Annotated in this window: 9 protein-coding genes; 6 read left to right on the top strand and 3 right to left on the bottom strand. The window is 71.5% G+C overall.

Features of this window, described 5'->3' with window-relative positions; all coding sequences use genetic code 11:
* The first annotated feature begins 10 nt into the window (after positions 1–10).
* From CED_RS07530 to CED_RS21420, 4 genes are all read left to right on the top strand, one after another.
* The gene (locus tag CED_RS07530; RefSeq protein WP_011437746.1) at positions 11–751 is read left to right on the top strand and encodes a TylF/MycF/NovP-related O-methyltransferase; all 741 of its coding nucleotides are present in this window, start codon (positions 11–13) and stop codon (positions 749–751) included.
* A gap of 2 nt (positions 752–753) precedes the next feature.
* Complete coding sequence (locus CED_RS21425) at positions 754–1,794, top strand: zinc-binding dehydrogenase (protein ID WP_023841786.1); 1,041 nt, start codon at positions 754–756, stop codon at positions 1,792–1,794.
* Entirely contained in the window at positions 1,791–3,062 is a 1,272-nt protein-coding gene (locus CED_RS07520) for a DegT/DnrJ/EryC1/StrS family aminotransferase (protein ID WP_035909479.1), read from the top strand. Before CED_RS21425 ends, CED_RS07520 begins: the two co-directional genes overlap by 4 nt.
* Positions 3,063–4,364: a glycosyltransferase family 4 protein gene (locus CED_RS21420; RefSeq protein WP_051868711.1), complete on the top strand. Its 1,302-nt coding sequence runs from the start codon at positions 3,063–3,065 to the stop codon at positions 4,362–4,364. It abuts the gene before it with no gap.
* Positions 4,365–5,202: 838 nt separating this feature from the next.
* Here the strand turns inward: CED_RS21420 and CED_RS07505 are convergent.
* The 3 genes from CED_RS07505 to CED_RS07490 all read right to left on the bottom strand — a co-directional run bounded on the left by CED_RS07505 (position 5,203) and on the right by CED_RS07490 (position 12,190).
* A complete protein-coding gene (locus CED_RS07505) occupies positions 5,203–6,852 on the bottom strand; it encodes a GMC oxidoreductase (protein ID WP_084680729.1) in 1,650 nt (549 codons plus the stop codon).
* Positions 6,849–10,187, bottom strand: coding sequence for an MFS transporter (locus tag CED_RS25120; RefSeq protein WP_063613413.1), 3,339 nt, complete (start codon positions 10,185–10,187; stop codon positions 6,849–6,851). Before CED_RS25120 ends, CED_RS07505 begins: the two co-directional genes overlap by 4 nt.
* The gene (locus tag CED_RS07490) at positions 10,184–12,190 is read right to left on the bottom strand and encodes a hypothetical protein (protein WP_035909473.1); all 2,007 of its coding nucleotides are present in this window, start codon (positions 12,188–12,190) and stop codon (positions 10,184–10,186) included. Before CED_RS07490 ends, CED_RS25120 begins: the two co-directional genes overlap by 4 nt.
* A gap of 413 nt (positions 12,191–12,603) precedes the next feature.
* Between CED_RS07490 and CED_RS07485 the strand changes: the two genes are divergently transcribed.
* Both CED_RS07485 and CED_RS07480 read left to right on the top strand, forming a co-directional pair.
* On the top strand, positions 12,604–13,590 hold the full coding sequence (locus CED_RS07485) for a radical SAM protein (protein WP_160172370.1): 987 nt from the start codon (positions 12,604–12,606) through the stop codon (positions 13,588–13,590).
* Positions 13,584–14,759, top strand: a complete 1,176-nt coding sequence (locus CED_RS07480) for an epoxide hydrolase family protein (protein WP_051868710.1) — start codon at positions 13,584–13,586, stop codon at positions 14,757–14,759. Before CED_RS07485 ends, CED_RS07480 begins: the two co-directional genes overlap by 7 nt.
* The last annotated feature ends 4 nt before the right edge of the window (positions 14,760–14,763 follow it).

The raw sequence follows: 14,763 nt of genomic DNA, 5'->3' as shown, positions 1-14,763 counted from the left end.
GGTGGAACACATGCCAACGCCCGACCGTATAGAAAACGCCACCTACCACGACCAGGATCGTGCTCGGAGAATCTACGGCGAGGCCTTCCGAGCCACCTTCGAGTACGTCTACGGGTGCCACATCCCCGGTGCGGTGGCGGAGTTCGGCTGCTTCCAGGGATTCAGCTCGCTGCTCCTGGCCGATCTCCTCGTGGAGTTCAACGCCATGCACGAATTCTACGACGTCCTGCATCCCCGGAATCTGTACCTGTACGACTCCTTCGCGGGCTTCCCCAAGAGCGTCGATCCGGTGGACGTCGCCTCCTACGAGGTCGCCGACACCGGTTACTGGCGCGAATCGGAGGACGCGGCCCCACCCGGCACCGAGGAGATGCTGCGCCGGGAGTTCACCGCCCGTTTCGGCGACCGGGACTGGACCGTCGTGCGCGGGATGTACGAGGAGACGTTGCTGTCCACACCCATCACCCGCCCGGTGGCCATCGCCAACCTGGACTGCGACCTCTACGCGTCCACGTCCCAGGTGCTCGACCACCTGTTGACCCACCGGTTGATGCCCGACGGTGCGGTGCTGCTGATGGACGACTACAACTGCAACCGCGCGAATCCCCGGTTCGGAATGCGACGGGCCATGCGCGAGTGTTTCGCCCGCACCGACGGGTTCTACGACTACAGCGAGTTCCTGCGCTATGGATGGCACGGTCGCGCGTTCTTCGTCCACCGGCTGGGCGACAGCCCGAATCCGGACGCATGATCATGACCGATGACGACATGCTGGCCCTGGTGGTCCGGGGGCACCGTGACCACGGCCTGGAGCGGCGTCCCCGGCCCGAGCCCGGTCCGGGCGAGGCCCTGGTCGCGACCGACTTCGCCGCCATGTGCGGTACCGACCTGCGGTTGCTGGACGGGACCCTGCACGACGCCGAGTACCCGGTGATTCCCGGGCACGAGTGGTCCGGCACGGTGCTGGCGGCCCCCGACCGCCCCGAGCTGGTGGGCCGGGCGGTGGTGGGCGACAACTTCCGGCTCTGCGGCCGGTGCCCCGCCTGCCTCGCGGGACGGCCGAACCTGTGCACCGACATCGACGAGGTGGGCTTCACCCGCCCGGGTGCCTTCGCCCAGCTGTTCACCATCCCCGCCGCCAACCTGGTCGCGCTGCCGCCACAGGTCCCGGGCCCCCAGGCCTGCCTGCTGGAGCCGCTCGGCGTGGCCCTGCACGCCGTGGAACGGGCCGGGGCGGTGTCCGGCCGGTCGGTCGGCGTGATCGGCGCCGGAACGATCGGCCTGCTCGTCGCCCAGCTGGCCCGCGGCGCCGGGGCGTCCCGGGTACGGGTGGCCGATCCCCTGCAGTCCCGCCGGCGGATCGCCGCCGACCTCGGCGTCGACGCCGACCCGGGTATCGAGGGCTGGCACCCGGACCTGCCGGAGGTTGTCTTCGACGCCACCGGAGCGGCCGGCGTGTTCCCCCGTGGCCTGACGGCGACCGCGGTCGGCGGCGTCTACGTGCTCGTGGGCTACTCGGGAGCCGAGGCGGTCACCGTCGAACCGAGCACGGTGATGCTGCGCGAACTGACCGTGCAGGGTGTGCTGTCCGGTCAGGGGCAGCTGCGCACCGCCCTGGCCAAGGTCGTTGCCGGCGAGGTCCGCCTGGGTCCCCTGACCGGCGACCCGGTCCCGCTGACCTCGTACCGCAGTGTGCTCGAGCGCGACGGACCGGCACCGTTGCGCCTCTTCTTCCACGTCGGCGGCGACCGGACGGCCGGCGCCACCAGCCAGGAGCAGGGGGTAACGGCATGAGTGAACTGGCCCTTCTCGGTGGTACGCCGGTCCGGCGGGACCGTCCCTGGCCGAAGTGGCCCCAGTACGACGCGGCCAGCGAACAGGCTCTGCTCGACGCGCTGCGATCCCGCCGGTGGGCGGTGAGCTGGGCCAGCGACGGCACCCACGCCTGTGAGCGGCGGTTCGCCGAGGCCTTCGCCGCCTACAGCGACGTTCCCTACGGGGTGAGTGTCGACCACGGGTCCAGCGCCCTCGTGGTGGCGCTGGAGGCGTTGGACATCGGTCCCGGCGACGAGGTCGTGGTGCCCACGCTGACCTGGGTCGCCCCGGTGACGGCCGTGCTGCGGGTGGGGGCGCTGCCCGTGCTCGCCGACAGCGACCCCGAGACCGGCTGCCTGACCGCGCAGAGCATTCGGGACGCCATGGGCCCCCGGACGAAGGCGGTGATCGTCGTCCACCTGGCCGCGACGGTCGCCGACCTGCCCGCCATCACCGCCCTGACCGAGGACGCCGGCATCCACCTGATCGAGGACTGTGCGCAGGCGCACGGTGCGCGCTGGGGGGACCGGGCCGTCGGCTCCTTCGGGGCGATCGGAGCGTTCAGCTTCCAGAACGGAAAGGTCCTGGCCGGCGGCGAGNGCGGCGCCGTCATCACCGCCGACGAGCGGCTGTACCGGCGCGCCCAGCAGCTGCGGGCCGACTCGCGCCGCTATCACCCCGGCCCCCCGGTGGCCGGCACCCTCGAACTGGTCGAGGACGGCGAGGTGATGGGGGCGAACTACTGCATGTCGGAGCTGACGGCCGCCCTCCTGCTCGACCAGCTTCCCCGGTTGCAGGACCAGCACCGGCACCGGGCGAAGACCGCCGCCGACCTCGAGCAGGGGCTGGCCCGGCTCGGGGGGTTCGGCCCCATCCCCGTGCCCGAGCAGGTACAACTGCGTTCGATCTACGAGTACGGGGTCCGTTTCCCCGCGGGAACCTTCGGCGCGGTGCCGCTGGACCGGGTGGCCCAGGCCCTGACGGCCGAGCTGGGCATGACCTGGTATCCACCGGACGCTCCCCTGCACCGCAGCGTGATGCTGCGCCCGCACACCAAGCGCCGCTTCGCGGCCGCCTGGACCGAGGCCGCCCGCGACCGGGCGTTCTCCCGTGACTTCGGCGGCGCGCGCCGCTACTGCGAGACCACCCTCCTGTTCCATCACTCGGCGCTGCTCGGGGACTCGACCGACGCGGACGACATCGTGGCCGCTCTGGCCAAGGTGCGCGACCGCCACCCGGACCTCTGAGTGACCACCCGGACGACCGGGCCCCGGCAGGCAGCGGCCGGACCCGACGGTGGGAGTCCGCCGCACGTTCTGCGGCTGACGCCCTACTACTTCCTCGCCGACCGGGAGCTCACCCATCGGGAGCTGCAGTACGAGCCGATCGGCGGCATGCAGGTCCAGATCATGCAGACCACCGAGCAGATGTCGGCGCTCGGCGTGCGCCAGTCCGTGCTGCTGCCCCGCCGGCCGGGGATGCCCCGCTCGCTGATGCTCGACCCGCGCACCCGGCTGGAACTGCTCACCCTGCCGGTGGCGCCGATTCCCACCCGTTCCAAGGGCTACATCGGGTTACTCGTCTCCTGGGGACTCGCCGTCGTCGTCGCCTGCGTCGGCAAGCGACTGCGCGGGACTCGTCGCCAGTACTCCCTGATCCACGTCCACTGCAGCGAGCTGCCCTGGACCTTCCTGTTCGCCGTGCTGGCCAGGCTGCTCCTGGGGCGGCCGCTGGTGCTCACCGTGCACTGCAGCGCCATCGCGACCTTCCATCCGGAGACGCCCCTCGGCTGGGTGCTGATCGGCCCGGCCCGGTTCTTCGAACNGCACGCCGTCCGGCGGGCCGACGCGGTGGTGGTGCTCACCGACCGGGTCCGGCGGGCCTACCTGGAGCGCGGCCTGACCGGGCCGGACCGGGTGCACGTGGTCACCGACGGCGTTCACCTGGCCGACTTCCAGCGCCCGGGGGCCGAAGCGCCGTCCGANCCGCCCTCGGAACCGCCGGTCGTGCTGTACTGCGGCCGGTTCGCTCCGGAGAAGGGATGGGCCGACTTCGTCGACGCCGCGGCCCTGATCGTCGCCAAGGGCGTCCCGGCCCGCTTCGTGATGTGCGGCGACGGCAACGAGCTGGAACGCTGCCGGGCCCGCGCACGCCGGCTCGGCATCGCCGATCGCATCGAACTGCCGGGTCATCTGGATCGCTCCCGCCTCCCCGACGTCGTCCGGGAGGCGGCCGTGGTCGTCATCCCGTCCCGGCACGAGGAGATGGGTGGCACGGTCATCGAGGCCATGGCGGCCGGCAGGCCGGTCGTGGTGACCGACGTCGGCGGACTGCCGACCGTGGTCGGCCACGGCATGGCCGGCATCATCGTGCCTCCCTGCGATCCCCCGGCCCTGGCCGAGGCGGTCGCGGAGCTGCTCGACTCGCCGCAGCGGTGCGCCCGGCTCGGTGCGGCCGGGGCGCACCGGGCGCGCCAGTTCGACCAGGAGTCGGTCACGCGCCGCCTGCTCGACGTCTACCGGCTCGTCCTCGCCCACAGCCGCGGATGAGCGCGTTCATCCATCCCCCGGACGAGGACTTCCTCGGCCGGTTCGTCGCGCGCAACCCGTGGCTGGGCGCACGGCAGGCGCTGCTGGCGCGGTGGCTGGACGATCCGACGGACCGCGAGGAGATCGCTGCCCGCCTGGCTGTCCCGCTCGGACGACTGCTGTACTCGTTCAACGACACCGCCCCGCTGCAGGAGCCGGTCCGCTTCGGCTACCGGCGCACCGGCTACGCCGTCGTCGGCATGGCGGGGGNGTGCGACGACATCGTGGGCGGGCGCTTTCCCCGCTTCGGCAGCCCGGTGACGCTGCGCTGCTTCCTCGACCCCCCGGGGCTGCTGCCCCGGGGGATGCTGGAGGCCGCCGACTGGAACTTCATGGACGCCGGCCGGGACGGCTTCCTCGGCTACTGCTACGGCGTCCGGCACGGGGACACCCTCTACCTGGCCGGCCTGCAAAGTGACCTGGCCGCCCGTTACGCCTATCTCTTCCAGGCCCACGGCGGGCGGACCCACGTGCGGGNCGGCGAGGAGGNGGTGCACGGCGACACCACGGTACTGGCGGCCCGGNGGGGNTCGCACGTGCCGCTGTTACGGCGGACCTTCCAGCGCTACTGGATCGACGTCCTGCTCGCCGGGGTACTGGCCTGGTCGGTGCAGGACGGCGGGCTGGACGCCGTCGGCGTGCTGCGGTTTCCGCTGACCGAGGCGGAGGGACGGTCGGGACATCTGGTGCACCGGGTGTACCGGGATCTCCCGGACCGACTCGGCTGTTCCCCCCGCACGGTGGTGGTCGGCGCCCGGCGGCATCCGTACCAGGTCGCCCGTCTGGAGCAGGTGGCGGACTACCTCGGCGACCGGTTCGCCGCGGTCACGCTCGGCCCGACCAGTTCCCCGATCGGGACGCGACCGGTGGCGTAGCGCTCCGCGAGGAGCCGATGGGCCACCCGTAGCGCGAGCGCCTGGATGGTCAGCGTCGGATTGACCCCGCCGGGGAACGGCAACAGGCCGCCGTCGGCTACGAAGACGTTGTCCGCGTCGTGCAGGCGGCCGTCGGGCCCGGTCACGCTGGTGGCCGGGTCCTCACCCATGCGGCAGGTGCCGTGCAGGTGCCCGCTGCCGAGCGCCCACCCGGACGCCTCCCGCACGATGACGTCGCAGCCGGCGGCCCGCAGCAGCGCCTCGCCCTGCCCGAGCATGTACTCGGAGCGGGCGAGGTCGCGCGGATGGGCCTGGTAGTCCATCAGGACGTCGGGCACGCCGTGGGCGTCGGTCCCCGGCCCCAGCCGGACCCGGTTGCCCGGTTGGGGTTCGTCCGGTACCAGCGCCTCGATCCGCAGCAGGTGTTCGGTGTCCCGTAACCGGTAGGTCCGCTCGGGCCGGTTCTCGTAGAGCAGGCCACCCAGCCCGCCCGGCGCCGCCGGGTCCTGGTAGAGGTCGGTCACGCAGCAGGTGGAGATGGGTCCCAGGCCCATCAGCCGGCTGCGGGCGGGCGCCGAGGTCGGCTCGTGGNAGTACCCGACCAGATATTCACCGATCTTGAAGCAGAGCCCCCGGCCGACCATGTCGTGTGAGTTGCCCAGCCCGGCCGGATGCCGCACGGTGGTCGAACGCAGCAGCAGCGCGGCAGTCTGCACGGCGTTCGCGCACAGCACGAAGTGCCGGGCCCGCAGGACGACGCGCTCGCCGTCCGGCATCCGGACGCACCGCAACGCGGTGGCGTCGCGACGCGCGTCCCCGAGCAGGGCCTCCGCCTTCAGCCCGGTGAACAGGCGTGCGCCCGCGGCCATCGCCGGCCGCAGGAAGCGGTCCAGCGCGTCCCCCTTGGCGTGGATCGGGCAGCGCCGTGAGATGCAGGGGGCATCCGCGGCGCACACCGGGCGACCGCGGTACTCGATGCTGTTGACGCCCAGGGGGGTGGGAAACGGTGCCCAGCCCATGGACCTCGCGGCCTCCGTCAGCCGCCGCCCCTCCGCCGTGGTGGCCACCGGGGGCAGCGGATACGGCCTGGACCGGACCGGCAGGCTGGGGTCGCCGTCCGCGACACCCGCGACGCCGATCAGATCCTCGACGGCGTCGTAGTAGTCCGTCAGCTCCGCCGGCTCAAGCGGCCAGCGCAGCGGCAGGTCGGCCCGGCCCAGAACGGTCTCCGGGTCGAAGTCGAGCGGGCGGTGGCGGAACAGGACCCCCCCGAAGAACAGCGTGCCGCCACCCACGTTGCAGGTCGTCCAGGGTGAGCCCACCTTGGCCCAGGTGCCGTTCTCCTGCCGCACCCAGGCGGACTCCCCCGCGGCCAGCACGTCGTCGTAGCTGTCCTCGTCCGTGACGAACCCACCCTGCTCCACCACGGCCACCGACAGCCCGGCCCGGGCGAGCAGCCAGGCGACGACCGAACCCGCCGCCCCGCTGCCCACCACGCAGATGTCGTACTCGTCCGCCAGCTCCTGCGGGGTGGGAGCCGGTCCGTAGCCCGGTGGGACCATGCCTCGCCTCATGCCCGAGCCGCGCCGAGCGGGTCCTTCCGCTCGCTGGCGGACGGCGGGGCACCCGACATGGCGCCGACCGGCTGGGCCTCGCGGGNGTCGGGGNGCTCGGGATCGAGCATGGGCAGGTTGTAGGCGAAGATCTTGCCGGTGCGGAGCTGGATGCGGCTCCACTCGTCCGGGTAGCGCTGCGGGAAGATCGAACGCCGCTGACGGGTGGCTCCCGCCAGCAGCCGCTGCTGCTTCCTCGGGGGCGCCGCGGGCGGCGCCGCTCGGAAGTCCTGCTCGCACAGGTCGATCAGCGCCCGGGTGTCCGCCCTGATCCCGTCGGCCAGGTCACGCGCCGCGTCGCTGGCGCTGCTACCGGACTCCCTGGCCTGCCAGTAACGCAGCACCCGCAGGCCGTGACCGAGCATGCCGGTGTTGATGCCGCCGCTGGTCAGGTGGTGGGAGTTGCCGAAGGAGTCGCCGGCCACGACCGCGTTCGCGGCCACCAGGGCGTCGAGCCCGATCCGCTCCGTCACGGTGAAGAGCTTGGGGCCGTAGGAGAGCTGGTTGTACTCGATGGCCCGGCGTGGGATCTCCGTCAGCTGTGCCGTCTGGTCCAGGAAGTAGCGCCGGAGCAGGAACTGATGCCCGGCGAAGTAGGGCTTGGAGTCCTTCGGCGTCCCGGCCGGGACCAGGCCGGCCTGGATCGGGTCGAACGTCTTGTACGGCGGGACCTCCAGCATCGTCCAGCCGATCTGCGCGTCCTCCTCGTGCCCCACGCACCGCTGGTGGACCCAGTACTCGTTGCCCGCCTGGTCGAACTCCGACGCGCGACGGACACGGATCCGGTCGGCGAGGTAGATGTCGACGTTGCCGACCAGGAAGTCGGCCTCGGCCGGCACAGGGCCCCGCCCGTCGCCCCGGTCCACGCACACCGTCTCCTGACGGAATCCCAGCCGGGCCGCGTCCGGGCTGTCCAGCCCCTCGGCAATCATGATCAGCCCGGGGGTGCCGAGGTCGACCGTCTCGCTGTACGGCACCCGCACACGGCGGAAGGCACCCCGGTAGTCCAGCTCGCGCACGGCCTCGACCCGGACCCGCACCCGGCCGTCCGCCGTGCGCTCGAAGCCCCGTTCCGCGACCGGGGTCCGGCGCAGCGCCGAGGGCAGCCACCGGCGCTCGCGGTCGGAGGACTCCGACGTGGCGACCCGGTGGTAGGGCAGGACGCGCACCCGCGGCAGGGCTTCGCCCCGGTCCCGGTCGATCTGTTCCAGCCCCTCCAGGTACCGGCGGAGCATGACGAGCAGTTCCTCGGCCCCGACCTGGAACATCGACTGGCTGCCCAGCACGTCCGAGAGGTCGTGCTCCAACGCCGCGGGGTCGAGCCCCTCCGGGCCCTCCAGGGGGTCGAGGACGTTGATCTCACGATGCGCCCGGCCCTCCCGGTAGCGGTCGTCGATGGTCTCGTAGTGCCGGGCGAGACCGCCGATGTGCGCGTCCGACTCGAAGCCGGTCACCACCTCGTCGCCCCGCACGGATCCTGCCCTGGTGTGCCGGGAGAAGAAGCAGTCGGCCAGTCTGAACGGCCGGCCGTCGCCGAGGCGCGGCAGCAGATCCTCGCCGTACCGCTCCAGCATCATCGAATCGATCATCGCGAGGTGGTGGTAGATCTCCTCGCGCATCGTCCAGCGCATCACCGACACGTAGGGCGAGCCGCGCAGTTCCACTCCCACTGCACGCCTGCCCATGGCCACCGACCAGAGCATGGCCATCATGTTGGTTCCGCCCAGGCCCAGAGCCAGGAAATCCGGGTCGGACAGGCCGGTGTGGTCCTGGGTCAGACGCTGCGAGGCCCGGGCCCGGTCGAGGGTCTTCGGTACGCTCGTCGGCACCGCCGGCCTGAGGAACAGCACCGTCAGCACCAGCGCGACCAGGCTGGCCCCGCTCCCGATCCAGAAGGCCAGGTGATATCCGCCGGTCAGGGCCTCGGCGTGCGTGCTCCCCCGCGAGACGAGCGTCGTGGTGCGGTCGGCGGCCACGGTCGCCAGGACGGCCAGGCCGATCGCCGGTCCGACCTGCTGGGTGGTGTTGACAAGCCCGGAGCGCAGTCCCCGGTCGGCGGCGGTGGCATCGGCCATCACCATGGTCAGGGAGGACGGGTACCCGAGGCCGGCGCCGGCGCCCAGAAGCACCATGGCGGGCAGGACGTCGCGCCAGTAGTCACCGTCCGCCGGAGCAACGGCCAGCAGGGCGAGGCCCGCGGTGATGAGCAGGAGGCCGGGCACCAGCACGGTCTTGGGGTCGATCTTCTCCATCAGTCGCGGCGTCGCCTTGAGGGAGATCACGGCCACCATGAGGGCGGTGGGCAGGAAGGCCAGCCCGACCTCCATGGCGCTGAGCCCCAGCACCTGGCGCAGGTATAGGGTCCCGAGGAAGAACATGCCGCCCATGCCGGCGATCATCAGCGCCTGCACCATGTTGGCCCAGGCGACGTTCCGCGCCCGGAAGATCGACAACGGGACGAGCGGATTGCGGGCCGTCCGCTGCCGCACGACGAAGGCCGCCAGCAGGGCTGCGCTGATCCCCACCAGCGCCCAGGTCAGCGGTGTCGCGCCGTCGGCGAAGCGCACGATCGTGTAGACCGTGAGCATCAGTCCGCTCGTGATCAGCAGGACGCCCGGGACGTCGATGCTGCGGTCGTCGAGCACCACTCGTTCGTCGTCCACCAGCCGCGCGCCGAGCGGCAGGACCAGCAGGCCCAACGGAACGTTGATGAAGAAGGTCCAGTGCCAGCTCAGCGCCTCGGTGATCCAGGCCCCGAGCAGCAGCCCCAGGGCGGCACCGGCGGAGGAGACGAACGCGTACAGGCCGATCGCCTTGGCCTGCTCGATCGCGTTGGGGAAGGTGGAGACGACCAGACCGAGCACGACAGCCGCCGCCAGCGCACCCCCCACCCCCTGAACGAAACGGGCGGCGACCAGCGTCTCCGGGTTCTGGGCCAGGCCGCAGACGAGGGAGGCCGGCGTGAACAGCGCGATTCCGGCGAGGAACATCCGCTTGGCGCCGACCAGGTCGCCCAGCCGTCCGGCGAACAGGAGCAGTCCGCCGAACGGGATCAGATAGGCGTTCACCACCCACGAGAGCCCGGCGGCGGAGAACCCCAGGTCCTGGCCGATGGAGGGCAGGGCCACGTTCACGATGGAGGTGTCGATCACGATGGCGAGGGCGCCGGTGCAGAGCACCAGCAGGGCCCACTGCCGTTCACGCAGGCTGCGGTAGCGGCTCACGATCAGGCGCCGCGACTGGACGGTCTCGTTCAGGCTCCCGAACGAGTCGCCCTTCGGCTGGAAGATGCTCACTGAGCTGCCACCTCGGCCATCGCACCGTCCATCCCGCCCATGGCACCGCCCGGCTGGACCATGCAACCGCCCATCCCGGCCCCCATCCCGGCCGTAGCACCGTCCTGCTGGGCGTCGGCAGGATCAGGCAGCCCACCACCGCCGCGCACGACCGGGTGGGTCATCGGGATCGGGGGCAGGGCCAGGGCGTGCATCCGCCCGCTGCGCACCAGCAACCGGCGCCAGTCCGACGGGTCGAGCGGCACCAGGGTGTGCCGGTGACGGCGGGTGGCGTCGATCGTGGTCGCCCGGGCGGACGACCGGTGTCCGCCGGCCGCCTCGATCGTGGCGATCCGTTCGGAGCCGAAGTTGATCGGCAGGGCGGTGCTGAACTCCTGCGCGCTCACCGCGAACCAGTCGTCGGTGTCCTGCTTGATGCCGTCGGCCAGGCCGCGTATGGCCTGCTCGTGGGGCACTCCGGCGTCCCGGGCCTCCCAGTACAGCTTGACGCGGTGCCCGTGACCGATCATGCCCGTGATGGCGCCGCCGCTGGTGAGGAAATGGCCGTTGCCGAAGGTGTCCCCGGCGACGACCCCGTTGGCCGCGACCTGGGCGTCCACCCCGGCCCGCTCGACCAGGCTGAACAGCTTCGGACCGTACGGCATCTGGATCCTCTCCAGTTCCGACACCGGCATCTCGCAGATCTGCGAGACCTGGTCCAGGTAGAACTCCCGCATCAGGTGCTGCACGCCGGCCCGGTACTGCTTGGACTTGCGGTAGGTACCGGGCGGCACCAGGCCGGACAGGATCGGGTCGAACGTCTTGTAGTCGGGAACCTGCACCAGGATCCAGCCGACCTCGGCGTCGTCCTCATGCCCCACCGCGATCTGCCGCACCCAGTACTCGTTGCCCTCCTTGTCGAAGTCGGAGGCGATCCTGCGCCGCAGCCGGCCGTCGACCAGCACCTCCAGCAGGCCGGCGAGNTAGTCGGCCTGCGCCACGACCGGCCCGCGGCCGTCGTGGTGGTCCACCAGCACGTCCTCCTGCCTGAAGCCTAGGCGGTCGGCGTCGGTGCTGTTGAAACCCTGCGCGATCATGAACAGCTCGGGAATCCCGATGTCGATCACCTTGCTGCCCGGCACCCGCACGCGGTGGAACCTGCCGTTGTAGTCCAGCTCCCTTACCTGCTCGATGCGGATGGACTTGCGACCGCCGGAGGCGTCCCCGAATCCCTCCTCGCGGCGCAGCCACTTCAGATAGCCCGCGTCGCTCCCGGTCCCGGTGGTGACCACCCGGTGGGACAGGAACAACCGCACCCGCGGCGTGACGCCCCGGGCCAGGTCCATCCGCTCGACCCCTTCGAGGTAGCGGCGCATCAGCACCATCACCTCGGAGGCCGCGCTCTGGAACGTGGAGGGCCCCTCCAGCGCCTCGAGGGTGCTGCGCCCCACCCGGGTGGGGTCGGGCCGGCGCGGGGGCTCCGGCGGCGTCAGCACGGTCACCGTGCGGTGCGGCTTCCCGTCCTTCCAACGGTCGTCGATGAACTCGGTGTGGAAGATCCGGCCGCCGATCCGCGCGGGCTCGCCGACCAGCGCGTCCAGGAATCCGCTGACCACCTCGTCGGCCGTGACGGCGCCGGCGGGCGTGTCCGGCCGGTAGAAGCACTCGGCCAGGATGAACAGGCTCCCGTCGCCCCGGNGGGGGATNCCCGCCTCGCCGTAGCGCTCGAGCATCATCTGGTCGATCAGGCCGAGGTGGTGGTAAAGGTCCTCGCGAATGTTCCAGTGCACGCCCAGCGAGGGGTCACCCCGCAGCTCGACGCCCACCACCCGCCGGCCCAGGGCCAGCGACCAGAGCATTCCCATCATGTTGGTGGCGCCCAGGCCGAGGGCCAGGAAGTCGGGATTGAGGACTCCGGTGGTGTCATCGGCCAGGCCCGTGTCCTGGACGGTCTCGTCCAGCCGGGCCCAGGCCTGCCGCCGGGGAACAAAAGAGTTCAGGACACGACGAACGTCCACGCCCATAATTCCTCCATGACAATCTGCCAGATCGAGGTTCAAGAGCGCGGAGCGCGCCTCCACGGACGGCCGACAGCCAGAAGGTCCGTGGAGCGTTTACCGCCAACCGGTCCGCCCCAGCCAACTTGGTCCCGACGGTACCTACGCCTCGAATCGAACGTCAAGGGCGCCGTCTTCTACGCGACACCGGGACCCTACCGATCCCGCCCGCCCACCAGGCTCTTTCAGCCGACGTTCGGGCCGGTGCCACCATGNTGCCCGAGCGCATCAGTCCCGACCCGAGATGGTTGCAGGAGAAAAAATGGTGGACGTTTCGCTCCCCGCTGGCTACCGTGCCAAAGGAGAAGGACGTGCTTCGGGTGGACCGACGTGGGGGGGCAATGACACGGAGCGCCAATGACACGGGGGCCAAGAATGACGTGGGGGCCGATGTGGCCGGCGGCATCGCGATCTGGGACCGTTTCCCCCCGACCCAGAGAATGGTCATCAACTACACTCTGACCTGCAATCTTGCGTGCGATCACTGCATTGTGGAGTCGAATCCGACCCGCCGGGAGCGGCTGACCCTCGACGAGGTCCGGTCCGTACTCGAGCAGGGGCAGCGCACCGGGAAGCGACACGTCACCTTCAGCGGGGGCGAGGTCTTCCTCTACCCACAGGTCATGTGCCAGGCCATCGCCCACGGCGTCCGGCTCGGCTATGTCGTCGACGTGGAGTCCAACGCCTTCTGGGCCCGCAACCCCGCCCAGGCCGAGGCCAGACTGCGGCCCTTCGTCGAGGCCGGCATCCACGGCCTGTCCCTCAGCGCGGACGTCCACCACATGCGGTACTTCCCCGTGGAGCGACCGATCAACGCCGCCCGGGCGGCCCGGGCCAGCGGCCTGGCCACCGAGATCCAGTTCTGCACCTCGGCCGACGAACAGGCCGACGAGCAGATCAGGGCGGCCCTGATCGCGGCCGGCGAGCCGTTCGTGGTGCTCGAGCTGCTCGATCGGGGCCGCGCCCGGGAGATGCACCGGATCTGGCGGGGACGTCCGGTCACCGAGCTGCCCGACTGCGACGATCTGACCACCACCGTGCACGCCACCGGTGACGCCTATGCATGCTGCCAGCTCGACATCGGCGTCGACGACATGAAGCGGACGCCGGTGTTCCTGGGGCCCGTGCGCGGCCCGGGATCGGACCCGGCGGAGCAGGCCCGGCGGGAACGGCTCGTGCACGCCTTCCACGACCCGCAGTCCCCAGCCTACTTCCGGACCATGGTCGCCGAGGATCCGCAGTTCCAGGACCTCGCCGACGCGCGGTTCACCAACATCTGCGATTTCTGCCTGCGGGCCCTGAGCGACCCGGCCCGGGTGGCGGCCCTGGAACGGGTGCTCGCCCGGGCCGGACGGACCGCGTGCTGATCACACCGTCCCGGATCCGGGTGCCCGAGGACGTCCTGACCGGACTGCGGCAGCGGATCGCGCGGGTGCGCTGGCCGCAACCGGCCCCCGGCCCGGCCTGGTCCCAGGGCACCGACCTGGCGTTCCTCCAGGGAATGCTCGCCGACTGGGCCACCTTCGACTGGCGTGCGGCCGAGGAGAGAATCAACGGCGGGNACGACCAGTTNGTCGCCGAGGNGTCCGGGCTGCGGGNGCACTACGTCCATCATCGGGTGCCGGGGGCCGACGGTCCGCCGGTCATCCTGACCCACGGCTGGCCGAGCAGCTTCGTGGAGATGCTCCCGCTCGTCGACCGCCTGCGCGACCCCGCGGCGTACGGCATCGACGCTCCCGCGCGGGATGTCGTCGCCGTGTCCCTGCCCGGGTATCCCTTCTCCGAGCGTCCGGCCGGGGAACACACGCTGCGGGACACCGCGCGTGTCTGGCACGACCTGATGACCGGGCTCGGCTATCCCCGGTACCTGGCCGCGGGCAGCGACTTCGGTTCCGGGGTCAGCACCTTCCTGGCACTCGACCATCCCGACACGGTGGCCGGGCTGTACCTGACCGATCTCGAACTCGACCCCGTCCTGGACCCGGCCGTCGACCCGACACCGCTGTCCCCGGCCGAGCGTGCGTATCTGGACGCCGGCGAACGGTGGTCGCTGACCGAAGGCGGCTATCACGCGATCGCGTCCACCCGGCCCCAGACCCTCGCGTACGGGCTGACCGACTCGCCCGCCGGGCTGGCCGCATGGCTGCTGGAGAAGTGGCGTGCCTGGTCGGACTGCGCCGAAGGCCGGGTGCCCCGAGTGTCCCGGGAGTTCCTGCTGACCACGCTCACGCTCTACTGGGCCACCGGTTGCGTCGGGAGCACGCTGCGCGACTTCCACGACAACCGCCAGGTCCAGGAGGGCATGACGGTCGGTGACCGGGTCCTCGCCCCCACCGCGTTCGGGCGTTTCGGGAACGGCCTGGATGACCTTCGCCCGCCCCCGCCCGAGTTCGTCGGACGGCTGTGCCGCGTGGTGCGCTCCACGGTGCACGACGAGGGNGGGCACTTCCCCGCGGTGGAGGTTCCCGACCGGCTCGCCGCCGACATGCTCGCCTTCTTCGCCGAATGCNGACCCTCGGATCCCGCGCGGGGATGACCGG

The organism is Frankia sp. CeD (assembly GCF_000732115.1).
GTDB lineage: Bacteria > Actinomycetota > Actinomycetes > Frankiales > Frankiaceae > Frankia > Frankia casuarinae.
This window is presented reverse-complemented; position numbering and strand designations above follow the sequence as displayed.

What these genes read in the sequence shown, in the direction of transcription:
- CED_RS07530 (WP_011437746.1), top strand. Translation starts at nt 11, where the DNA reads ATGCCAACGCCCGACCGTATAGAAAACGCCACCTACCACGACCAGGAT.
- CED_RS21425 (WP_023841786.1), top strand. Translation starts at nt 754, where the DNA reads ATGACCGATGACGACATGCTGGCCCTGGTGGTCCGGGGGCACCGTGAC.